Source organism: Vibrio sp. CDRSL-10 TSBA (assembly GCA_039696685.1).
In the GTDB taxonomy this organism is placed as follows: Bacteria; Pseudomonadota; Gammaproteobacteria; order Enterobacterales; family Vibrionaceae; genus Vibrio.
The window spans coordinates 239616-263047 of sequence record CP155566.1 but is presented as its reverse complement, the minus strand read 5'-3'; the positions used below and the strand labels follow the sequence as shown (position 1 = coordinate 263047).

General features: G+C 49.4%; 12 protein-coding genes, 4 tRNA genes and 5 pseudogenes. 3 read left to right on the top strand and 18 right to left on the bottom strand.

The window, feature by feature from the left end; genetic code table 11:
• Positions 1 to 53: 53 nt before the first annotated feature.
• Entirely contained in the window at positions 54 to 1586 is a 1533-nt protein-coding gene (gene gpmM, locus ABDK09_08550) for a 2,3-bisphosphoglycerate-independent phosphoglycerate mutase (GenBank protein ID XAW89707.1), read from the top strand.
• A 52-nt stretch (positions 1587 to 1638) separates the two neighbouring features.
• On the opposite strand, the pseudogene ABDK09_08545 reads toward gpmM, so the two are convergent.
• Positions 1639 to 3019, bottom strand: a pseudogene (locus ABDK09_08545) (IS4 family transposase).
• Between the two features lie 227 nt (positions 3020 to 3246).
• On the opposite strand from ABDK09_08545, the gene ABDK09_08540 reads away from it, so the two are divergent.
• Complete coding sequence (locus ABDK09_08540) at positions 3247 to 4368, top strand: murein hydrolase activator EnvC (GenBank protein ID XAW89706.1); 1122 nt, start codon at positions 3247 to 3249, stop codon at positions 4366 to 4368.
• Positions 4369 to 4512: 144 nt separating this feature from the next.
• Here ABDK09_08540 and ABDK09_08535 read toward each other — a convergent pair whose 3' ends face one another.
• The 4 genes from ABDK09_08535 to nudC all read right to left on the bottom strand — a co-directional run bounded on the left by ABDK09_08535 (position 4513) and on the right by nudC (position 8484).
• Positions 4513 to 5469 (bottom strand): DHH family phosphoesterase, encoded by a 957-nt coding sequence (locus tag ABDK09_08535; protein XAW89705.1) that lies wholly within the window; start codon positions 5467 to 5469, stop codon positions 4513 to 4515.
• Positions 5470 to 5562: 93 nt separating this feature from the next.
• Positions 5563 to 6198, bottom strand: a complete 636-nt coding sequence (locus ABDK09_08530; GenBank protein ID XAW89704.1) for a TetR/AcrR family transcriptional regulator — start codon at positions 6196 to 6198, stop codon at positions 5563 to 5565.
• A 138-nt stretch (positions 6199 to 6336) separates the two neighbouring features.
• Positions 6337 to 7404, bottom strand: a complete 1068-nt coding sequence (gene hemE / locus ABDK09_08525; GenBank protein XAW89703.1) for a uroporphyrinogen decarboxylase — start codon at positions 7402 to 7404, stop codon at positions 6337 to 6339.
• A gap of 294 nt (positions 7405 to 7698) precedes the next feature.
• Entirely contained in the window at positions 7699 to 8484 is a 786-nt protein-coding gene (nudC, locus tag ABDK09_08520) for an NAD(+) diphosphatase (GenBank protein ID XAW89702.1), read from the bottom strand.
• Between the two features lie 181 nt (positions 8485 to 8665).
• Between nudC and rsd the strand changes: the two are divergent.
• Positions 8666 to 9155, top strand: a pseudogene (gene rsd / locus ABDK09_08515) (sigma D regulator).
• Positions 9156 to 9388: 233 nt separating this feature from the next.
• Here the strand turns inward: rsd and rpoC are convergent.
• The 13 genes and pseudogenes from rpoC to ABDK09_08450 form a co-directional block, all read right to left on the bottom strand.
• Positions 9389 to 13592 (bottom strand): annotated as a pseudogene (gene rpoC / locus ABDK09_08510) (DNA-directed RNA polymerase subunit beta').
• A 102-nt stretch (positions 13593 to 13694) separates the two neighbouring features.
• Positions 13695 to 17724: pseudogene (gene rpoB / locus ABDK09_08505) on the bottom strand (DNA-directed RNA polymerase subunit beta).
• Between the two features lie 230 nt (positions 17725 to 17954).
• Entirely contained in the window at positions 17955 to 18323 is a 369-nt protein-coding gene (gene rplL / locus ABDK09_08500) for a 50S ribosomal protein L7/L12 (GenBank protein XAW89701.1), read from the bottom strand.
• 59 nt (positions 18324 to 18382) lie between these two features.
• Positions 18383 to 18877 carry a 50S ribosomal protein L10 gene (rplJ, locus tag ABDK09_08495; GenBank protein ID XAW89700.1) on the bottom strand — a complete coding sequence of 165 codons (495 nt, stop codon included), beginning with the start codon at positions 18875 to 18877 and terminating at the stop codon, positions 18383 to 18385.
• 290 nt (positions 18878 to 19167) lie between these two features.
• On the bottom strand, positions 19168 to 19869 hold the full coding sequence (gene rplA / locus ABDK09_08490) for a 50S ribosomal protein L1 (protein XAW89699.1): 702 nt from the start codon (positions 19867 to 19869) through the stop codon (positions 19168 to 19170).
• Between the two features lie 4 nt (positions 19870 to 19873).
• A pseudogene (rplK, locus tag ABDK09_08485) lies at positions 19874 to 20303 on the bottom strand (50S ribosomal protein L11).
• A gap of 157 nt (positions 20304 to 20460) precedes the next feature.
• On the bottom strand, positions 20461 to 21009 hold the full coding sequence (gene nusG, locus ABDK09_08480) for a transcription termination/antitermination protein NusG (GenBank protein XAW89698.1): 549 nt from the start codon (positions 21007 to 21009) through the stop codon (positions 20461 to 20463).
• Positions 21010 to 21021: 12 nt separating this feature from the next.
• Entirely contained in the window at positions 21022 to 21402 is a 381-nt protein-coding gene (secE, locus tag ABDK09_08475) for a preprotein translocase subunit SecE (GenBank protein XAW89697.1), read from the bottom strand.
• A gap of 243 nt (positions 21403 to 21645) precedes the next feature.
• The gene (tuf, locus tag ABDK09_08470; GenBank protein ID XAW89696.1) at positions 21646 to 22830 is read right to left on the bottom strand and encodes an elongation factor Tu; all 1185 of its coding nucleotides are present in this window, start codon (positions 22828 to 22830) and stop codon (positions 21646 to 21648) included.
• Between the two features lie 105 nt (positions 22831 to 22935).
• Positions 22936 to 23011 (bottom strand) — tRNA-Thr (locus ABDK09_08465).
• Between the two features lie 13 nt (positions 23012 to 23024).
• Positions 23025 to 23099, bottom strand: a tRNA-Gly gene (locus ABDK09_08460).
• A gap of 35 nt (positions 23100 to 23134) precedes the next feature.
• Positions 23135 to 23219: transfer RNA gene (locus ABDK09_08455), tRNA-Tyr, on the bottom strand.
• A 49-nt stretch (positions 23220 to 23268) separates the two neighbouring features.
• Positions 23269 to 23344, bottom strand: a tRNA-Thr gene (locus ABDK09_08450).
• Positions 23345 to 23432 lie beyond the last annotated feature (88 nt).

Sequence of the window (23432 nt, the reverse complement as noted above, 5' to 3'; positions counted from 1 at the left end):
GTAGTAAAATTACGCTAATTTCTAGTTACTATGAATTTGACGAGGTCATTACTATGTCAGCTAAGAAGCCTATGGCTCTGGTGATCCTGGATGGATGGGGTTACCGTGAAGACAACTCAAGCAACGCGATCAACAATGCAAACACGCCTGTTCTTGATGGTCTGATGGCAAACAATCCGAATACCCTAATTTCTGCTTCAGGTATGGACGTTGGCCTGCCAGACGGTCAAATGGGTAACTCTGAGGTGGGCCACACTAATATTGGTGCAGGCCGCATCGTGTATCAGGATCTGACTCGCATCACCAAATCGATTGCCGACGGTGAATTCCAGCAGAATGAAGTCCTGGTTGCTGCGATCGACAAAGCCGTTGCCGCAGGTAAAGCCGTTCACCTGATGGGTCTGATGTCTCCGGGTGGCGTTCACTCACACGAAGATCACATCTATGCAGCCGTTGAAATGGCGGCAGCACGTGGCGCAGAGAAAATCTACCTGCACTGCTTCCTGGACGGCCGTGATACGCCACCACGCAGCGCAGAAGCGTCACTAAAACGCTTTGATGAGCTGTTCGCTAAACTGGGCAAAGGCCGTATCGCATCGGTAGTTGGTCGTTACTACGCGATGGACCGTGATAACAACTGGGATCGCGTTGAAAAAGCTTACGATGTCATGACGGCAGCACAAGGCGAATTCACCTTTGATTCTGCGCCGGAAGCACTGCAAGCGGCTTACGCGCGTGAAGAGAACGACGAATTCGTTAAAGCGTCTGAAATCCGTGCTGAAGGTCAGGAATCTGCTGCCATGCAAGACGGCGACGCGGTTATCTTCATGAACTACCGTGCTGACCGTGCACGTCAGATCACCCGCACTTTCGTGACTGACTTTGCAGGTTTCGAGCGTAAAGTCTTCCCGGCGATCGACTTCGTGATGCTGACCCAATACGCGGCAGATATTCCGCTGCTATGTGCATTCCCACCAGCGTCACTGGAAAACACTTATGGTGAGTGGCTGGCGAAAAGCGGCAAAACCCAGCTGCGTATCTCAGAAACTGAGAAATACGCGCACGTGACTTTCTTCTTCAACGGCGGCGTGGAAAACGAGTTTGACGGTGAAGAGCGTCAGCTGGTTGCATCACCAAAAGTGGCAACCTACGATCTGCAGCCTGAAATGAGCTCAAAAGAGCTGACAGACAAACTGGTTGCAGCGATCAAGTCTGGTCAATACGACGCGATCATCTGTAACTACCCGAACGGCGACATGGTCGGCCATACCGGCGTATACGATGCAGCGGTTAAAGCATGTGAAGCGGTTGATGAATGTATCGGCCGTGTCGTGGAAGCGATCAAAGAAGCAGACGGTCAACTGCTGATCACTGCCGACCACGGTAACGCTGAGATGATGATCAACCCGGAAACCGGCGGCGTGCACACTGCGCACACCAACCTGCCAGTACCACTGATCTACGTCGGTAACAAAGACATTACCCTGAAAGAAGGCGGTAAACTGTCTGACCTGGCGCCAACCATGCTGGCACTGACTGATCAGGAAATCCCGGCTGAAATGTCTGGCGAAGTTCTGTTCTCGTAAGCCTGACTTACCCGTTATCAAACCCCGATTTATCCTGTCTCTTGATCACATCTCATAGGTCAAGAGACTTGGCTAACAGATAACCTTCAAGGATGGTTTGTAATAAGAACCATCCTTCCCATAACCGCTCCCAACCCACACGACCATTACGTTTCGAGTCATACCATCCCGCGAGCTTGCCGAGATTGATGTATGCCCAGTACACACTTGGTGCTCTTTTAGGGGGGCGCGTCTTTTCCTGTTTTGACCAAAGTAGCTTCCAAGCAACCGGACTCAAGAGCGTTTCACAACTCTGTTTTTCCGCTTCTTTTTTGTTCAGACCAAGATAACGCAGTTGATGAACACGAACGGCTATGAACGCTAGGATGACGACCATCTTTTCTAAATTCTCTTTATTTTGCATACGGAGCTCCTCAACCTGTGTTCCTCCGCTTTTCCAGGCTTTGTGGAACTCCTCAATCAACCAGCGTTTTTCATAGTAATCCAAGATACGCTTAGCATCCTCTTTACTCAACACTGGCTCTGACGTGAGAATATGCCAGCAAAGGGCCTGCTCGTGATTCGTTTCCTGACAGCCCACATAGTACAATGAGACGGGTTCACCTCGTTTGTTTGCTGGCATTTTGATGGTGATTGGGGCATATCGAACTTCGCAGATAGCCTCTCGAGCTTTACGTCCTCCTCGTTGCTTAACCTGAACTTTTCTTTCATCTGCGGGCTGTAAGGCATCACTAAATGAGTACAGCTTGTCTGTACTCTCTTCGATGCACCGGCTTTGCATCGATCGGACGACAAAGCGTTGTCGGTTGGTCATTTTATAGGTCAGGTATTCAATGATGTCGGCTTCTCTGTCACAGACGGAGATAACCTTGTCTATCACTGAGCCGAGACGTTTTTCCATGGCTCTCGACGCACGTTCCCATTTAAAGCTTTCCTTCTCTTCATAGGCTCGGTTACCTCGCTGAGCTTTCTTTCCATATAAGCTCATGTCCCTTATCCAGCGCTCCTGCTCAATCAACCCCACAACCTGCTTCTCCTCGGGAGCAAACAGCAACACGGAGTGAGCATGCATGCCTTTGGCGCTTTTCCTAGAGGTGGTATATCCCATTTCATCCCTGACGGTTCGATGGGTAAAGTCCAGTGAGGTTGTATCTTCCAAAGCCAGTAGACAGTCATAAGATTGAGCCAGTTTCGGCCGTTGCGGCAAAGCCTGCTTCTGCAATCGATTGAGAGTCAATAGCGTGATTGCGGGTAAAACGGTAAGCGGCTTCAATGTCAGAAGGAGATTTTAAAGATTGCACAATAGACTGCCCTACGTGATTAGCAAGAGATGCGGTGAGTTTAACTAAACGTTTGGTTCGTCTAAGATCTCCGAGATTAGCTTGTGAAAAAGTCTCAGTCGCCCATTGCTCTGCATCTGTTAAAAACACCATACTTTACCTCAACACTTTGTTTTTTGTTGAGATCATAAAAATCGACAAAAATTCAAAAAAAAATCCCTCAACTTTCATCGAGGGATTTGTGTAGGAAAGACAGGATTTATCGGGGTTTTTTTTCGCCTTTTTGTGCCCGCCGCCGAACAATGACAAACTTTTTACCTGCCATACGCACCATTAGGTATACTGGCAGCTTCAAGGCCCATTACGATTATTGTAAAAACATGACGTTATTCACTTGCAAAATGGCTTCCCGCGCCCGCTTCGGTCTGTGGCTGCTGGTCATCGGTGCCGGCAGTCTGCCGCTTGCGACGCAGGCCGCATCGCAACAGGAGCTGAAAGGGGTAAAGAACGAGATTTCCCGCCAGCAACAATCCCTGTCGACGCGGCAGAAAGAGCTCGATCAGCTGCAAAAGTCATTGAAACAGCAGGAACTGGATATTTCCACGCTGGAGAATCAGATCAAGTCCAGTAAAAACCAGCTTGCGCAAGCCAATGCGAATATTGCCCGCCTGCAGGAAAAAATTGCCCGGCTGGAAACCCAGCGTAAGCAGCAGGCCGACAAGCTGGCCGAACTGCTTGAAACCTATTATGTCACTCAGCGTGCCAGTTCAGCGGGTGATGTCTTTAACAACAGCGCGCAGCAAGATCGCATCAGCCAGTATTATCAGCACCTGGCCAAAGCGCGCAGTGAAACGATTGAAGAATTACAGCAGACTCGCAAGGCACTGGATGACAGCGACCACCAGCTGACACTGGAACGGGATCAAATCGAATCTCTGCTGGAAGAGCAAACCCGTAAACGTGACCAGCTGGCCAACACCCAGACTGACCGCCGTAAAACCCTGGGCAAAATTCAACAGAGTATTTCCGGTGATAAAGTGTACCTGGCGGAGCTGCAGCGTAATGAAACCCGCCTGAAAGCCGAGATCGCCAAAGCCGCCAAACGCAATGCGGTACCTATGAATGGGATCAGCCAGCAGCGCGGCAAGCTTCCGTGGCCGCTGAAAGGACAAGTACTGCATAATTTTGGAGAGCGCCAGACCGGACAAATTGATTGGAAAGGCATGGTGATCGATGCCAATTATGGTCAGGCGGTCAAAGCGGTTTATCCGGGCACCGTGGTCTTTGCCGAGTACCTGCGGGGTTACGGCCTGGTGGTACTGCTCGATCACGGCAAAGGAGATATGACGTTGTATGGATTCAACCAGTCACTGATGAAAAAAGAGGGCGACAAAGTCACGGCCGGCGAAACCCTGGCTCTGGCCGGCGATACCGGTGGTCAAAGCCGTCCGGCGCTCTATTTTGAGATCCGCCGCAACAGTAAAGCTGAGAAACCCGCGTAACTGGCTGAGTCGTTAACGCCACTCCTGTTGACTATCCGCTATATAGTTCAAAGGCCACTTCATAAGTGGCCTTTGTTGTTTCATCGCGCTGTGGTGCTGATTAGCTATAGCTTAATAACCATCGATACCTTAACCATGCACAGCTCAACCATAATAAGCTTCGACAGTTTCAATCAAGCGCGTCAGGTCCTGCTTCGGCAGCAGATTAATCCCGGCCGCCGCTTCACGCCCGCCACCGGTCTCAAACTGTGCACACAGTGTCCCCGCGCCCTGCTTGTTGCTGAGCGGCGCACGCAGTGACACGGTGAAATGGTGTTGATCGGCTTCGGTCAGCACCAGATGGGCCTGCTCAGGCTGCTGATTGGCCAGCAGATTACCGTACACTCCGCTGACACGATGGGAGGCGGACTCATCCGGCAGTTCAAACACACGCAGCAGCGGGCTTTGATGCACAGCCTCCAACGACAGAGCGTGGGCAATATCGCGCTCGTAAGCGGCTTTCAGAACATGATAGGCCGAGTCCGGATCGGCAATCACCTCAAATGGTGAAGAATATCCACTCAGGGCGCGCAACAAATCAGCCGGATGGTAGTGCAGATCAGCGGTGGTTTTGCCATATCCGTTATAGTTAATCAGGGTGCCGAGCTCTTTAAGCTGCTCAGCCTGAGGCGCACTCAGCCCGGCTTTAGCCGCCAGCCCATCAGCCACCTTAAGCAAATTATCGCCGTAAGCCGCCGTGATCGCCCAGTCGTGGTACCGGCCCTGCAGCAGCTCATCGACTATCAAAGCCGTGCACATGTTAGCATCCAGATTGATATGCGCTTGCAGATTATCATGCTGAGGGATATCACCGGCCTGGTGGTGATCGGCGTAAAACACACGCACACCGGCAGCGAGTGCCTGTTGTAACGCGGCGCTGTTTTTTGCCATCGATACATCCAGCACCGTCAGACTGTCGCCGGCCTGGAAAGGCACTTTAGCGAGCAGTTGAATATCGCGTTTGACCCCGGTCACCAACTGGCTGTCGAGCGGGGTCGCGAGGCGTAACTGAAGCAGAGCGATGATGCCGTCGGCATCACCATTGAACACGTCATAATGCATAATGAAGGTTACTTTTAATTCCTTGTATTAACATGGGAAATTATCAGTATCCGCGCCACCAGCCTAAGAATGAAAGGTTATATGTCATCCCTTTTAGGCATGCATTGCCCTGACGCCATCGGCCAGTAATTGCAACTGCTCCACGCCCTGCTCGGTCGCGTTCGGTTTCATCACCGAGATAATCTGCAGCATGCCCTGATGGATAATCTGCTCGGTGATGTCGGTTTTAGGTGACATGGCTGCCTGATAAGCCAGCCAGCTGCAGGCAATCAGGTGCAGGGTCGTAACCAGCTGTTTCATCTCTTCCTTGTTGAGGTCAAGGAGCTGCATGTCAACAAAGGCCTGCATGATGTTAACCAGGTTAGCCTGCAACTTTTCCTGTACCCGGATGTAATCCTGATGCAACTCTTCGTCACGCTGGAGAATTTCCGGCAAATTGGCGTAGAAAAAACGGTATTTCCACATCAGGGTGAAAATCGAATCGAGATAATGCTTAAGCAGAGTCAAGGTTTCGTACTGCCCCTGCAAAGGTTTAAAGCGCTCTAATAACTCGGTCGAGTAGAGGGCAAAAATCTCCCGCACGATCTCCTGCTTATTGCGAAAATGGTAGTAGAGATTACCCGGGCTTATCTCTATGTGCGCAGCAATATGATTAGTGGTCATCGGGCGTTCGCCATGCTCATTGAACAGCTCCAGTGCGGCATGGACAATTCTGTCTCTTGTTTTCATCTGGCGGTCACACTCCTTCCTTATTAAGTGAAGTATATACCCAAGTCATGCTCTGCGGCATGATCACACACACGCAGAGCCGGAACAGAGCAAAAAAAAGCGCCCTGATTCGAGCGCTTATATTCATAAACTACAAAGTTACTTGTGATACGGCTTCGACAGTTCGTGGACCGCTTCAACAAACACACCCGCATTCTCAGGCGGCACGTCCAGGTGGATACCGTGGCCAAGGTTGAAGACGTGGCCGGTACCACCCTCGCCAAAGCCTTGCAGAATTGACGCGACCTCTTCACGAATTCGCTCCGGCTGAGCGTACAGCATCGACGGATCCATATTGCCCTGCAGAGCCACTTTATCGCCAATGCGCGCTTTAGCGTCAGCAATATTGATGGTCCAGTCGAGACCCACCGCATCACAACCGGTCGCAGCGATCTGTTCCAGCCACATACCACCGTTTTTAGTGAACAGAGTCACCGGCACGCGGCGGCCGTCGTTTTCACGGATCAGACCATCGACAATCTTGTGCATGTACTGCAGTGAGAACAGGTTGTAATCACGCGGAGTCAGTACGCCGCCCCAGGTATCAAATACCATCACCGACTGCGCACCGGCTTTGATTTGCGCATTCAGGTACTCGATCACGCTGTCCGCCAGTTTATCCAGCAACAGGTGCAGGGTGGCCGGCTCGGCATACATCATTTTCTTAATCTTGGTGAAAGCTTTTGAGCTGCCGCCTTCAACCATGTAAGTCGCCAGCGTCCACGGGCTGCCGGAGAAGCCGATCAGCGGTACTTCACCCTGCAGGTCTTTACGGATCTGACGGACCGCATTCATCACATACTGCAGCTCGCCTTCCGGATCCGGCAGACCAATTTTATCGACATCGGCTTTACAGGTAATCGGGCGATCAAATACCGGACCTTCTCCGGCCGCAAAACGCAGGCCAAGGCCCATTGCATCCGGAATAGTCAGAATATCTGAAAACAGAATGGCGGCATCGAGCGGGAAGCGACGCAATGGCTGCAGAGTCACTTCTGAAGCCAACTCGGCATTACGGCACAGTGCCATAAAGTCGCCCGCTTGCGCACGTGTTGCGCGGTATTCTGGCAGATAGCGTCCAGCCTGGCGCATCATCCATACCGGGGTGCAATCAACTGGCTGCTTGAGCAGTGCGCGCAGATAGCGGTCGTTTTTTAATTCTGTCATTCCGTATTCCACTTCTATTTAGGCTTATGGTTTGATGGTTACATCATCGCAATGAGGCGTATTCTAACATTGATTGCCACCAGGTAACGAGGAGCTTTGCAACCTGGATCATGTTATTAAGTATTAAATCATTGCTTAATTTGCGTACGATGTTATTCAATGTTACAAATTTGTTCGCTAGCGAAAACTACAACTATAACTGGGTATTTGATACTCAGCATCTCATAACGACATCTTACTTACCCCCTCCCGAAACGGAGGGTTTTTTTTAGCTGTCCGTTCACGGCCCACGCTTTAAGCATCCGGGTAATCACGCTTGATTTCACTCAGGGTGTGCTCTATCAGTTCACGGGCGATCGTGCCCTTCGGCGCGACCGGCGGCATTGTCTGCGGAGTAAACCATTTGGCGTCACACAGCTCGGTGTAGTCCGGTTTCACCTCTCCCGCTTTATAGTCGGCCACAAAACCCATCATCATACTGGATGGGAAAGCCCATGGCTGGCTGCCGAAATAACGGATATTGTGCACATCAATCCCGGTTTCTTCTTTGATTTCCCGCGCCACGCACTGCTCAAGTGTCTCACCCACTTCGAGAAACCCGGCAATCACAGTGTACATGCCTGAGCGGTGACGGGCATGCTGAGCCAGCAGGATGTGCTGCTCACGACGTACCGCAACGATAATACACGGGAAAATACGCGGATAGTGCAACGTACGGCAGTCATGACACTGCATTGCCATATCACGATGATTGAGATAATTACGCCCGCCGCACTGCGGGCAAAAGCGCATACTTTGGCTCATATGGCCATACTGAATCGCTTTGCTGGCCAGCAGGAAAATCGCCTCCGGCAGTTGCAGCATGTCACGCAGTGATACCAACTCAAGATCCCGGTCCAGATCCGCGGCATTGAGCCAGTAGACCGGCGCATCCTGATAACGATCGATCTCGATCGCACCCTGAGTTGGCAGATCCCACTGATCGGCCGAACCAAAAGGCAGGGTCCCGTCCACGGTCCAGATCTCACTCCCTGAAACAACGCACCAATAAGCGTTTTTCGCGTCACTGTTTTTTAACATGCTCACTCCTGTTTGCTTGCAGTCTGTACATTTTACTGGCAATCTAACTTCATACCAGAGTTTGTACGGATTTGATTTTAAATCTATTCAACCTCTTAGGGATGATAAGTTGTACTGTACCGCAATAACAAATAGGCAAAGGATAGATCATCGTTAATGATCCGATCATGAGGGCATGGTCATGCTAAAAAAATTCAAAACAACGCAAGAAACAGTGGGGCGGCTCAAGTGACGTCATCGATCACTGGCTCAATAAGAGGCAGCAACTGATCGTGGAATACTGCAAACTGGCAGCGCTGCAACCCTGCGCAACAAAAGCTGCTGTCACTGAACTCCCCTCTCCCGACGAACTGAAGTTTTTCTGCGAAGAGCTCGTCGATTACATTTCTGAAGGCCATTTCAAAATCTACGACATGGTGATGAACAAGTGGCAGGCCACCGGCTTTCACGCTACCGACGAAATCAACCAGACTTATGCTGAAATCGTCGAAACCACCGATCCCCTGCTCAACTTCAATGATCGCTACGCTGACGTCAGTGAAGATGATGATATGGAAACCCTGGATGATGATTTGTCTGAAGTGGGAGAACTTTTAGAATCACGCTTTGAAACCGAAGACCAATTGATCCAATTGATTGCAGACAGTCTGTCGATCCCGCCTGGAGCTTAGCCTTCGCGGGCGCTAACAGCCATCCGGGTGCCGAGGCACCAGATCCGATACCAACCACCAGCGTGGCGGTTGCGGCTATAAAGGCGTATAGATAGCGTTAATAAAGAGAAACAGACAACTTAGCTACGCGCTGCTGAGGCAGCATAAGTTGATTCAGTCATCACAAATTAGCACCGTAATTCCAAGCAATAAAAAAGGCACCCGAAGGTGCCTTTTTTCATACTGATATACGATTATTCGTCAGCAGAGAAGCCTGCGTTCAGCAGAGCGGCCAGATTGTCAGTCGCTTGTTCAGCTGAAGGACCTTCTTTTTGTGCATCACGCTGAGACTGACGCTCTTGGTGATACGCAAAACCAGTACCCGCAGGGATCAGACGACCCACGATCACGTTCTCTTTCAGGCCGCGCAGATCATCACGCTTACCAGATACCGCTGCTTCAGTCAGTACGCGCGTCGTTTCCTGGAACGATGCGGCTGAGATGAACGATTCTGTTGCCAGAGACGCTTTGGTAATACCCAGCAGTTCGCGTTCGATACGTGCAGGTTCTTTACCTTCTGCTTCAAGATTACGGTTAGCAATCTTAACTTGTGCGTATTCTACTTGCTCACCTGGCAGGAACTCAGAGTCACCTGCATGAGTAATAGTACACTTACGTAGCATCTGACGAACGATAGTCTCAATGTGCTTATCGTTAATCTTAACGCCTTGCAGACGGTATACTTCCTGAACTTCGTTGGCGATGTAAGTCGTTACTGCGTGGATACCACGTAGGCGCAGAATGTCATGTGGAGACTCTGGACCATCCGCGATAACGTCACCACGTTCAACGCGCTCACCTTCGAACACGTTCAGCTGACGATGCTTAGGAATCATCTCTTCGTAAGTCTCACCGCTGTCGCGAGTGATGATCAGACGACGCTTACCTTTGGTCTCTTTACCGTACGATACCGTACCTGTATGTTCAGCCAGGATCGCAGGCTCTTTCGGCTTACGGGCTTCGAACAGGTCAGCTACGCGAGGCAGACCACCGGTGATGTCTCGGTTACCGCCAGATTTCTGCGGGATACGAGCCAGTGTGTCACCGACGCTTACTTCTGCACCATCGTCAATGTTAACGATCGCTTTACCTGGCAGGAAGTACTGCGCTGGCATATCTGTACCTGGGATCATAACGTCATTGCCGTTAGCATCAACCAGTTTGATAGCCGGACGCATATCTTTACCTGCTGACGGACGAGCTGCTGGATCAGTAACTTCACTTGAAGACAGACCAGTCAGATCATCAGTCTGACGAGAAACAGTCACACCGTCGATCATGTCAACGAACTGGATACGACCTGCCACTTCAGTGATGATTGGCAGTGTGTGCGCTTCCCAGTTAGCAACGGTTTCGCCGGTATCTACCGCATCGCCGTCTGCTTTGCTCAGCAGCGAGCCGTATGGCAGTTTGTGTTTCTCTTTGGTACGGCCAAATTCGTCAATGATAGTCAGCTCAGATGCACGCGAAGTGATCACCAGCTTGCTGTCTTTGTTGATAACGAATTTCGCGTTATGCAGTTTAACCGAACCTTTGTTCTTCGCCTGGATGCTGTTCTCAGCTGCTGCTGTCGATGCCGCACCACCGATGTGGAACGTACGCATCGTCAGCTGTGTACCAGGTTCACCGATTGACTGAGCCGCGATAACACCAACCGCTTCGCCTTGGTTAACCAGGTGACCACGAGCCAGGTCACGACCGTAACATAGTGAACAACAACCGAAGTCTGAATCACAAGTTACTACTGAACGTACTTTAATGTTGTCCACGGAATTCTCTTCCATGATTTGACACCATTTTTCGTCGATCAGCGTGTTACGCGGGATCAGTACTTCTTCAGTACCTGGTTTCAGAATGTCTTCTGCAACCACACGACCCAGAGCCAGCTCAGTCAGGGCAACTTTAACGTCACCACCTTCGATGTGAGGCATCATTTCAACGCCTTCAACGGTGCCACAGTCGTGTTCAGTAACCACAACGTCTTGTGCAACGTCTACCAGACGACGAGTCAGGTAACCCGAGTTCGCTGTTTTCAGTGCCGTATCCGCAAGACCCTTACGAGCACCGTGCGTTGAGATAAAGTACTGAAGTACGTTCAGACCTTCTTTAAAGTTCGCAGTGATTGGCGTTTCGATGATTGAGCCATCCGGACGAGCCATCAGACCACGCATACCAGCCAGCTGACGAATCTGCGCTGCAGAACCACGAGCACCTGAGTCGGCCATCATATAGATGCTGTTGAACGACTCTTGTTTCTCTTCTTCGCCATCACGGTTCAGAAACCAGTTCAGAAGACAGGTTTTCCATCATCGCTTTCGCAACGCGATCGTTGGTCGATGCCCAGATATCGATCACTTTGTTGTAGCGTTCGCCGGCTGTTACCAGACCAGACTGGAACTGTTCCTGAATCTCACGTACTTCTTCTTCTGCTTCTGCGATCTCAGTGTATTTCGCAGGTGGTACAACCATATCGTCGATACCTACAGAAACACCTGACAGTGCCGCGTATGCAAAACCGGTATACATGATTTGGTCAGCGAAGATTACGGTGTCTTTCAGACCCAGTTTACGGTACGCCTCGTTCAGCAGGCTAGAAATCTGCTTCTTGCCCAGCTTTTGGTTAACGATGCTGAATGGCAGACCTTTCGGTACGATTTGCCACAACATTGCACGACCCACAGTGGTATCAACCATCTTGGTTTCTGTCGTGCTGTTACCGTCTTCGTCAACAACTGTTTCAGTAATACGTACTTTTACGCGTGCGTGCAGTGCAGCAGTCTTAGTGCGGTATGCCTTCTCAGCCTCTTTCGGGCCAGCCAGGTACATGCCTTCACCCAGTGCGTTCACTTTTTCACGGGTCATGTAGTACAGACCCAATACAACGTCCTGAGAAGGTACGATGATCGGATCACCTGATGCTGGCGACAGAATGTTGTTAGTCGACATCATCAGAGTACGAGCTTCCAGCTGAGCTTCCAGAGTCAGAGGTACGTGTACCGCCATCTGGTCACCATCGAAGTCCGCGTTATATGCCGCACACACCAGTGGGTGCAGCTGAATCGCTTTACCTTCGATCAGCACAGGTTCGAACGCCTGGATACCCAGACGGTGCAGTGTTGGTGCACGGTTCAGCAGTACTGGGTGTTCACGGATAACTTCATCCAGGATATCCCATACTACCGCTTCTTCACGCTCTACCATCTTCTTAGCTGCTTTGATAGTCGTCGCCAGGCCACGAGTTTCCAGCTTGCTGTAGATGAATGGTTTAAACAGCTCTAGTGCCATCTTCTTAGGAAGACCACACTGGTGCAGACGCAGGTAAGGACCTACTGTGATTACAGAACGGCCTGAGTAGTCTACACGTTTACCTAGCAGGTTCTGACGGAAACGACCCTGTTTACCCTTGATCATATCAGCAAGAGATTTCAGAGGACGTTTGTTCGAACCTGTGATCGCACGACCACGACGACCGTTGTCCAGCAGCGCATCAACAGACTCTTGCAGCATACGTTTTTCGTTACGTACGATGATGTCCGGAGCAGCAAGCTCTAGCAGACGCTTCAAACGGTTGTTACGGTTGATCACACGACGGTATAGATCGTTCAGATCTGAAGTCGCAAAGCGACCGCCATCCAGCGGTACCAGCGGACGTAGATCCGGCGGAAGTACCGGAAGCACAGTCAGGATCATCCACTCAGGTTTGTTACCTGATGAGACGAACGCTTCAACCAGCTTCAGACGCTTGGTAACTTTCTTGCGTTTAGTTTCAGAGTTAGTGGTATCCAGCTCTTCGCGCATCTGCTCAGCTTCCGCTTGCAGATCCATAGAGGTCAGCAGATCTTTGATCGCTTCCGCACCCATTTTCGCAGAGAACTCGTCGCCCCACTCTTCCAGGCGATCCAGGTACTCTTCTTCTGTCAGCATCTGACCACGTTCCAGGTCAGTCATACCTGGTTCTGTCACTACGTACATTTCAAAGTACAGTACGCGCTCGATATCACGTAGTGGCATGTCCATCAGCAAACCGATGCGAGATGGCAGTGATTTCAGGAACCAGATGTGAGCTACTGGTGACGCCAGTTCAATGTGGCCCATACGGTCACGACGAACTTTAGTCTGAGTAACTTCAACGCCACACTTCTCACAGATAACTCCGCGGTGTTTCAGGCGTTTATATTTACCACAAAGACATTCGTAGTCTTTTACCGGACCAAAGATACGCGCACAGAACAGACCATCGCGCTCAGGTTTGAACGTACGATAGTTGATGGTCTCAGGTTTCTTTACTTCACCAAAAGACCATGAACGAATCATGTCCGGTGAAGACAGACCGATTTTGATTGCATCAAATTCTTCGGTCTTATGCTGTGCTTTCAGAAAGTTTAATAAGTCTTTCACAATCAGCTCCTGTAAGGAGTTAAAAGGAGCTCGCCGCGTGAACTAGCGAGCACCTTCCTACCAGAAAACCGGTTAGGTTCCCCATGCGGGGAACCTTAAGGTTTACTCTTCGTCTTCTAGCTCGATGTTGATACCCAGCGAGCGAATCTCTTTCAACAGTACGTTGAACGATTCTGGCATACCAGGTTCCATCGAGTGGTTTCCGTCGACGATGTTCTTATACATCTTCGTACGGCCGTTAACGTCATCCGACTTAACGGTTAGCATTTCTTGCAGGGTGTAAGCCGCACCGTATGCTTCCAGTGCCCATACTTCCATCTCACCGAAACGCTGACCACCGAACTGAGCTTTACCACCCAGCGGTTGCTGAGTAACCAGGCTGTAAGAACCGGTTGAACGAGCGTGCATCTTGTCATCAACAAGGTGGTTCAGTTTCAGCATGTACATGTAACCAACAGTTACAGGACGCTCAAACGCATCACCAGTACGACCATCAAACAGAGTCAGCTGACCAGATTCTGGCAGATCACCCAGTTTCAGCAGTTCTTTGATCGATGCTTCGTTCGCACCGTCGAAAACTGGAGTCGCAATTGGCAGACCACTACGCAGGTTGTTCACCAGCGTACGCACTTCGTCATCAGACAGCGCAGCAATATCGACAACCTGACGGGTATTACCCAGATCGTAAACCTTCTGCAGGAACTCACGCTGTTTAGCCAGCTCTTGTTGTTCCTTCAGCATCTGGTTGATCTTGTCACCGATACCTTTCGCAGCCAGACCTAAGTGAACTTCCAGGATCTGACCGATGTTCATACGCGATGGTACACCCAGCGGGTTCAGTACGATGTCAACAGGCTGACCTTTTTCATCGTATGGCATGTCTTCAACAGGGTTAATCTTAGAGATTACACCTTTGTTACCGTGACGACCCGCCATCTTATCACCCGGTTGGATGCGGCGTTTCACTGCCAGGTACACTTTAACGATCTTCAGAACGCCAGGTGCAAGGTCATCACCTTGGGTGATCTTGCGACGCTTGGTTTCGAATTTCTTGTCGAAGTCAGCTTTCAGCTCGTCGTACTGTTCAGCCAGCTGTTCCAGCTGAGTTTGCAGTTCATCGTTTTCCAGTGTCTGTTCCAGCCACTGTTTGCGCTCGATAGAATCCAGCTTCGCTTCGCTGTAACCGCCGGCCAGCAGCAGTGAACGAACACGAGCCAGCAGACCGCCTTCCAGGATCTGGAATTCTTCGGTCAGGTCTTTCTTCGCTTCTTTCAGCTGCATCTGTTCGATTTCAAGCGCACGCTTGTCTTTCTCTACGCCATCGCGAGTGAAGACTTGTACGTCGATAACCGTACCTGCAACCGAGTTAGGTACACGCAGAGAAGTATCTTTAACGTCAGACGCTTTTTCACCGAAGATTGCACGCAGCAGTTTCTCTTCAGGGGTCAGCTGAGTTTCACCTTTTGGTGTTACTTTACCAACCAGGATGTCGCCACCCTTAACTTCAGCACCGATGTAAACGATACCTGACTCATCCAGCTTAGACAGCGCTGCTTCACCTACGTTTGGAATATCCGCAGTGATTTCTTCAGCACCCAGCTTGGTATCACGCGCCACACAAGACAGCTCTTGAATGTGGATTGTGGTAAAGCGGTCGTCTTGAACAACACGCTCAGATACCAGGATCGAGTCCTCAAAGTTGTAACCGTTCCAAGGCATGAATGCGATACGCATGTTCTGGCCTAGTGCCAGTTCGCCAAGGTCAGTTGAAGGACCGTCTGCCAGTACGTCGCCGCGAGCCACAGGTTCACCCGGCATCACACACGGACGCTGGTTGATACAAGTGTTCTGGTTCGAACGGGTGTACTTAGTCAGATTGTAGATATCGATACCCGCTTCGCCAGGGATCAACTCTTCTTCGTTCACTTTAACCACGATACGAGAAGCATCAACAGACTGGATCATACCGCCACGTTTAGCGACTGCAGTTACACCTGAGTCTACCGCTACGTTACGTTCAATACCGGTACCTACCAGAGGCTTTTCAGCTTTCAGAGTCGGTACTGCCTGACGTTGCATGTTCGCACCCATCAATGCACGGTTCGCATCATCGTGTTCCAGGAATGGAATCAGCGATGCCGCGATCGATACAACCTGGTTAGTTGCAACGTCCATGTAGTTGATGTGTTCGCGTGGGTGAAGACCAGATTCACCTTTCTGACGAGCAGTGATCAGCTCATCAGCAAAGCTAGATTCTTCAGTCAGTTTCGCGTTCGCCTGAGCGATAACGAATTGACCTTCTTCGATAGCAGACAGGTAATCCACTTCATCCGTTACGATGCCGTCAACCACACGACGGTATGGGGTTTCCAGGAAACCGTACTCGTTGCAGCGTGCGAACGCAGACAGCGAGTTGATCAGACCGATGTTTGGACCTTCAGGCGTTTCGATAGGACACAGACGACCGTAGTGGGTCACGTGTACGTCTCGAACTTCAAAGCCAGCACGCTCACGAGTCAGACCACCAGGACCCAGGGCAGAAATACGACGTTTGTGCGTAACTTCTGACAGCGGGTTGTTCTGATCCATAAACTGAGACAGCTGTGAAGAACCAAAGAATTCTTTAACAGCAGCAGAAATAGGTTTCGCGTTGATCAGATCTTGTGGCATCACGTTGTCCAGATCGCCCAGGCTCAGGCGTTCTTTCACTGCGCGTTCTACACGTACAAGACCAACACGGAACTGGTTCTCTGCCATTTCGCCCACTGAGCGGATACGACGGTTGCCAAGGTGGTCGATATCGTCCACTTCGCCTTTGCCGTTACGGATCGCGATCAGCTTCTTCATCACTTCGATGATGTCTGTTTCATCAAGAGTGCCTTGCTCACCGGCGTCTGCACGCTCGATAGAGCTGTTGAACTTCATACGGCCTACAGTAGACAGGTCGTAGCGTTTCTTCAGAGAAGAATAGGCTTTCAAACAGGGCTTCAGCCGCTTCTTTCGTTGGCGGCTCGCCAGGGCGCATCATGCGGTAGATTTCTACCAGCGCCGAAATACGGTCAGTTGTGCTGTCGATACGTAGCGTTTCAGACATGAACGGACCGTGGTCTAGATCGTTCGTAAACAGAACTTCTAGCTTTTTGTAACCGGCTTGTGACAGGTTCGCCAGCGACTCCAGGCTGATTTCCTGGTTCGCAGTCACGATAACTTCGCCAGTGGCTTCGTTGATGTACTCTTTCGAAGACACTTTACCTACGATGTACTCAACCGGTACTTCGATAAAGGTCACGCCATCTTTTTCAAGTTGACGGATATGACGAGCCGTTACGCGGCGGCCTTTTTCCACATACACTTTGCCATCAGCTTCGATGTCGAACGACGCAGTTTCACCGCGCAGACGCTCTGGAACCAGCTCCATTTTCAGAGTCTGATCCTGAACTTCGAAGTTAATTTTCTCAAAGAATAGGTCTAGGATTTCTTCTGACGTCTTACCCAGCGCACGCAGAATGATCGAGGCTGGCAGTTTACGACGACGGTCAATACGTACGTACAGGTTGTCCTTCGGATCGAACTCGAAATCCAACCATGAACCGCGGTAAGGAATTACACGCGCGTTGTATAGAACTTTACCAGAAGAGTGGGTCTTACCCTTATCGCTGTCGAAGAACACGCCTGGGCTTCGGTGCAGCTGGGATACGATAACCCTCTCGGTACCATTGATTACGAAGGTACCATTTTCTGTCATGAGTGGAATTTCACCCATGTAGACTTCTTGTTCTTTAATATCTTTGACAGTACCTGCTGGCGCGTCTTTATCAAAAATCACCAGGCGCAGTTTTACGCGCAGTGGTTTTGAATAAGTTACACCACGGATTTGACATTCTTTAACGTCAAAAACTGGCTCACCAAGACGGTAGCTAACGTATTGCAGCTCTGAATTGCCGTTATAGCTCTGGATAGGAAATACAGAACGAAAAGCGGCTTCAAGTCCGTATTGTCCTTCAGGATCCTGTTCGATAAATTTTTCGAACGAATCGAGCTGGATCGATAGCAGGTATGGAATGTCCAAAACTTGTGGACGAGTACCAAAGTCCTTACGGATGCGCTTTTTCTCGGTATAAGAGTAAACCATGGGGTTCCTCAGCTCGCTGATAAGTGACCCAAACTGTCTGCATCAAAGAAGACAGTGACTAGATAGCTGTTTACTGTAGTGACGTCTCATTACGAAAGAATGAGGCGTTTTTTGCATGGATATGAAACGCTTAAACAGCGGGAAAATTCGCTCATACCCTACAGCGCAAAAAGGCCGGTGGTCAATAAACCACCAGCCATTAGCCTTACGGCTAAGAAATTAAGTAATTATTACTTAACTTCAACAGTTGCACCAGCTTCTTCAAGCTCTTTCTTCAGTGCTTCAGCTTCGTCTTTAGAAACTGCTTCTTTCAGAGGTGCTGGAGCACCGTCAACTAGAGCTTTAGCTTCTTTCAGACCTAGGCCAGTTGCGCCACGTACTGCTTTGATAACAGCAACTTTGTTTGCGCCAGCAGCAGTCAGAACAACGTCGAATTCAGTTTGCTCAGCAGCAGCTTCGCCTGCAGCAGCACCGCCAGCTACAACAGCAGCAGCAGCAGTAACACCGAATTTTTCTTCCATTGCAGTGATCAGTTCAACAACTTGCATTACAGACATTTCTGCAACTGCGTCTAGGATTTGCTCGTTAGTAATAGACATAACAATTCTCTTTTAAGTCAACAATAAGTTTATTTAGCAACCAGTAAAAAGCAAGGCTATTAAGCCGCTTCTGCTTCTTTTTGGTCGCGGACAGCAGCGATAGTGCGAACCAGCTTGCCAGCAGAAGCTTCTTTCATGCACATCATCAGACGTGCAATTGCTTCGTCGTAAGTTGGTAGCGTCGCTAGTACTTCAACGTCAGTAACTGCGCCTTCATATGCAGCCGCTTTGATCTCGAATTCTTTGTTCTCTTTAGCGAAGTCTTTGAAAAGACGCGCTGCAGCACCTGGGTGCTCGTTAGAGAAACCGATCAAAGTAGGACCTACGAATACGTCTTGAAGACATTCGTAAGCTGTGCCTTCTACTGCACGACGTGCAAGTGTGTTACGAACAACTTTCAGGTAAACACCAGCTTCACGAGCTTGTTTACGCAGAGTTGTCATCGCAGCAACTTGTACACCACGAGAGTCAGCTACAACTGCAGAAAGTGCACCACTGGCCGCTTCGTTGACTTCAGCGACAATTGCTTTTTTGTCTTGAAGATTTAAAGCCATCTTGGATTACTCCTGGTTGTTGTTACACCACTCACTATTATCACAACAGTGAGAGCTTAATAGGTGCATTCCCAGAAGAAAGGTAACTAATAAAATTAGAGCTTTCTGTCAGTTCGGGCACCATCTACGTAGGTTGCATTAAGTTATCCGGGGATAACGCCTACGGTCTTGGACGGAGACTGGGTCTTAATTCACACTGAATTCCGAAGAATTCAAAGAACCAAAGTTCAGCCCCAACCACAAATATTAGGCGCGAAATTATACACTAATTTCGCACCTAAGCAAATGCATTATGCTTGAGCGTTCAGGGTAGCCTGATCAACTGCAACACCAGCACCCATAGTAGTAGAGATGCTTACTTTCTTCAGGAAAGTACCTTTCGCTGAAGAAGGTTTTGCTTTCTTCAGAGCAACTAGCAGAGCTTCTAGGTTCTCTTTCAGTTGTTCTGCGTCGAAAGACACCTTACCGATAGTGGTGTGGATGATGCCGTTCTTGTCGTTACGGTAACGAACCTGACCTGCTTTAGCGTTCTTAACCGCTTCAGCAACGTTAGGAGTTACAGTACCAACTTTAGGGTTTGGCATCAGGCCGCGTGGACCAAGGATAGTACCCAGTTGACCTACAACGCGCATTGCATCTGGAGATGCGATAACTACGTCGAAGTTCATCTCGCCTTTCTTAACTTGGTCAGCAAGCTCTTCCATACCTACCAGGTCAGCGCCAGCTTCTTTAGCAGCTTCAGCGTTTGCACCTTGAGTAAATACAGCAACACGTACTTCACGACCAGTACCGTGTGGCAGTACAGTTGCACCGCGAACGTTTTGGTCAGATTTACGAGCGTCGATGCCCAGGTTAACAGCAACGTCAACAGATTCTACGAATTTTGCAGTAGCCAGTTCTTTCAGAAGAGCAACTGCTTCGTTGATTTCGTACTCTTTAGTTACATCCACTTTTTCGCGGATAGTACGCATGCGCTTAGTTAGTTTTGCCATTATATTAACCCTCTACCACTAGGCCCATTGAACGAGCAGTACCCGCGATAGAACGCTTCATTGCTTCAACATCAGCACCAGTCATGTCAGCAGCTTTAGTTTCTGCGATTTCTTGGATTTGAGCGTCAGTGATGGTACCCACTTTTTCAGTGTTTGGACGACCAGAACCAGACTTGATGCCTGCTGCTTTCTTCAGAAGAACTGCTGCAGGTGGAGTCTTAGTTTCGAACGTGAAAGAAACGGTCGCTGTATACAGTGATAACAACTGGGATTGGTAGACCTTTCTCAACAGATTCTGTTTTTGCGTTGAACGCTTTACAGAATTCCATGATGTTCACACCACGTTGACCTAGAGCAGGACCAACTGGTGGACTTGGGTTAGCCATACCCGCTGCAACTTGCAGCTTGATATAAGCTTCAACTTTCTTAGCCATGATATTTCCTAAATTATGGGTTCAAACGCTAACCAATCGATCAGCTCCCCGTTTACTGTCTTAATTCTACTGGCCTTTAAAACAGTTAAAGACCAATAAAAAGGCGCGAAATTATAGTCAGATTTCGCGCCTTAAACAAGCCTAAAAAGGTGTTTTTTTAATCAAGTTTTTCAACTTGACCAAATTCAAGCTCAACTGGTGTTGCACGACCGAAGATCGATACAGACACTTTCAGGCGGCTCTTCTCGTAATCCACTTCTTCAACAGTACCGTTGAAGTCAGCAAATGGACCTTCGTTAACACGTACCACTTCACCGGCTTCGAACATAGTCTTAGGACGCGGCGCTTCGCTCGCTTTCTCAAGACGGTTCAGAATCGCATCCGCTTCTTTATCAGTGATAGGTGCTGGACGATCAGAGGTACCACCAATGAAGCCCATAACACGAGGAACACTACGAACCAGGTGCCATGATTCATCATTCATGATCATTTGCACCAGCACATAGCCAGGGAAGAATTTACGCTCGCTCTTGCGGCGTTGACCCGCGCGCATCTCAACAACTTCTTCAGTTGGAACCAGAACTTCGCCGAACAGCTCTTCCATGCTATGCATTTTGATATGTTCGCGTAGCGACTGAGCGACACGACCTTCAAACCCTGAGAAGGCTTGAACTACATACCAGCGTTTTTTTGGAGCTTCACTCATGTATTAAACCCTCTATACTCCGGTTGCAAAGGCAACAAGACGAACCATAATGCCGTCAATGCCCCAAAGCACCAGAGCCATTACAATACTTACAGCTAACACGATCAACGTGGTTTGCATCGATTCCTGACGCGTTGGCCAGACAACCTTACGAACTTCCATACGCGATTCGCGTGCAAAAATAATCGCAGCTTTACCTTTTGCGGTGGTCGCTGCTACGCCAAGCGCAGCTGCAATCAGCACAATCACACCTGCAGCGCGAATCACTACAGACAATTCACCATACAGGTAATTACCCACAACAGCAGCGGCCAGCAGAACAAAAGTGACTAGCCACTTAAACGTATCTGCAGCACTTGAGCTATCAGGAGTCTCAGCATTGTTTGCTTTCATAAACCAACCTGTCACAAGTCTTACTATAGACGACAACCGCCCCGCTGTTGCAGGGCAAATCCATTCAAAAAACACATCACGTGTTGATTGAGCGCTCAGACCAAGCACATAGTCTCAGTCCCAGAATTCCTTGCTCGTGATCGACTAATAAATCGACACAAAAAGTTACAGCGCAGAAAAAGGGCATCAAATGATGCCCTCTTTACTACTGTGTAGTCAAATCATTCTTCACTAATCGAAAGATTAAGCAAAGATTTTCGCTACAACACCAGCACCTACTGTACGGCCGCCTTCACGAATCGCGAAACGCAGACCTTCGTCCATCGCGATTGGAGCGATCAGATCAACAGTCATCTGGATGTTGTCGCCTGGCATTACCATTTCTACGCCTTCTGGTAGCTCGATGTTACCAGTTACGTCAGTTGTACGGAAGTAGAACTGTGGACGGTAGCCTTTGAAGAATGGAGTGTGACGACCACCTTCATCTTTAGACAGTACGTATACTTCTGATTCGAACTTAGTGTGTGGAGTGATTGAACCTGGTTTAGCTAGTACTTGACCACGTTCTACTTCATCACGCTTAGTACCACGTAGAAGTGCACCAACGTTCTCACCTGCACGACCTTCGTCTAGCAGTTTACGGAACATTTCAACACCTGTACAAGTAGTAGTTGTTGTGTCGTGGATACCAACGATTGCAACTTCATCACCTACTTTCAGGATACCGCGCTCGATACGGCCAGTTACTACTGTACCACGACCTTGGATTGAGAATACGTCTTCGATTGGCATCAGGAACGGCATGTCTACTGCACGCTCTGGCTCTGGGATGTAGCTGTCCAGTGCTTCTGCCAGTTCAACGATTTTCGCTTCCCACTGCTCTTCGCCGTTTAGTGCGCCTAGTGCAGAACCTTGGATAACTGGTAGGTCATCACCTGGGAAATCGTATTCAGAAAGAAGTTCACGAACTTCCATTTCTACTAGTTCTAGCAGCTCTTCATCATCAACCATGTCACATTTGTTCATGAATACGATGATGTAAGGGATACCAACCTGACGGCCTAGCAGGATGTGCTCACGAGTTTGTGGCATTGGACCATCTGTCGCAGCAACAACTAGGATACCACCGTCCATCTGTGCAGCACCGGTGATCATGTTTTTAACATAGTCAGCGTGTCCTGGGCAGTCTACGTGTGCGTAGTGACGAGTTGGAGTGTCGTACTCTACGTGTGAAGTAGAGATTGTGATACCACGCTCACGCTCTTCTGGAGCGTTGTCGATTGACGCGAAGTCACGAGCTGCACCGCCGTACACTTTCGCCAGTGTAGTACAGATAGCTGCTGTTAGAGTTGTTTTACCGTGGTCAACGTGGCCGATAGTACCAACGTTTACGTGCGGTTTCGTACGTTCAAATTTTTCTTTAGACATGAGTTGTCCCTCTAGGTACGGATATAGGTGGCTTTAATTAATGACCACGCAACCAAAAATTACCGGTAGTAAAGTATATATCAAAAGGAAAGTTTTGCTTAGAGCTGGTGCTGATAGGCAGAATCGAACTGCCGACCTCATCCTTACCAAGGATGCGCTCTACCGACTGAGCTATATCAGCACTCTTAAATGAGTGGAGCGGGCAGCGGGAATCGAACCCGCATCATCAGCTTGGAAGGCTGAGGTAATAGCCATTATACGATGCCCGCAACACGTAACTCTGAGAGCTATTTCCTTAAGAATATGGTGGAGGGGGACGGATTCGAACCATCGAAGGCGGAGCCGGCAGATTTACAGTCTGCTCCCTTTGGCCACTCGGGAACCCCTCCAAATTTTTTCGCCATTTTCACTACCATCAAGCCTGGCTTGAGGAGAAAATGGTGCCGACTACCGGAATCGAACTGGTGACCTACTGATTACAAGTCAGTTGCTCTACCTACTGAGCTAAGTCGGCATAAGTGGGGCGCATTCTATTGAATGATTTCTCACCTTGCAACCCTTAAACTCAAAAAAAATCAAAAATTGCCACGTTTTTGTTTATT

What these genes read in the sequence shown, in the direction of transcription:
- gpmM (XAW89707.1), top strand. Translation starts at nt 54, where the DNA reads ATGTCAGCTAAGAAGCCTATGGCTCTGGTGATCCTGGATGGATGGGGT.
- ABDK09_08540 (XAW89706.1), top strand. Translation starts at nt 3,247, where the DNA reads ATGACGTTATTCACTTGCAAAATGGCTTCCCGCGCCCGCTTCGGTCTG.
- ABDK09_08535 (XAW89705.1), bottom strand. Translation starts at nt 5,469, where the DNA reads ATGCATTATGACGTGTTCAATGGTGATGCCGACGGCATCATCGCTCTG.
- ABDK09_08530 (XAW89704.1), bottom strand. Translation starts at nt 6,198, where the DNA reads ATGAAAACAAGAGACAGAATTGTCCATGCCGCACTGGAGCTGTTCAAT.
- hemE (XAW89703.1), bottom strand. Translation starts at nt 7,404, where the DNA reads ATGACAGAATTAAAAAACGACCGCTATCTGCGCGCACTGCTCAAGCAG.
- nudC (XAW89702.1), bottom strand. Translation starts at nt 8,484, where the DNA reads ATGTTAAAAAACAGTGACGCGAAAAACGCTTATTGGTGCGTTGTTTCA.
- rplL (XAW89701.1), bottom strand. Translation starts at nt 18,323, where the DNA reads ATGTCTATTACTAACGAGCAAATCCTAGACGCAGTTGCAGAAATGTCT.
- rplJ (XAW89700.1), bottom strand. Translation starts at nt 18,877, where the DNA reads ATGGCTTTAAATCTTCAAGACAAAAAAGCAATTGTCGCTGAAGTCAAC.
- rplA (XAW89699.1), bottom strand. Translation starts at nt 19,869, where the DNA reads ATGGCAAAACTAACTAAGCGCATGCGTACTATCCGCGAAAAAGTGGAT.
- nusG (XAW89698.1), bottom strand. Translation starts at nt 21,009, where the DNA reads ATGAGTGAAGCTCCAAAAAAACGCTGGTATGTAGTTCAAGCCTTCTCA.
- secE (XAW89697.1), bottom strand. Translation starts at nt 21,402, where the DNA reads ATGAAAGCAAACAATGCTGAGACTCCTGATAGCTCAAGTGCTGCAGAT.
- tuf (XAW89696.1), bottom strand. Translation starts at nt 22,830, where the DNA reads ATGTCTAAAGAAAAATTTGAACGTACGAAACCGCACGTAAACGTTGGT.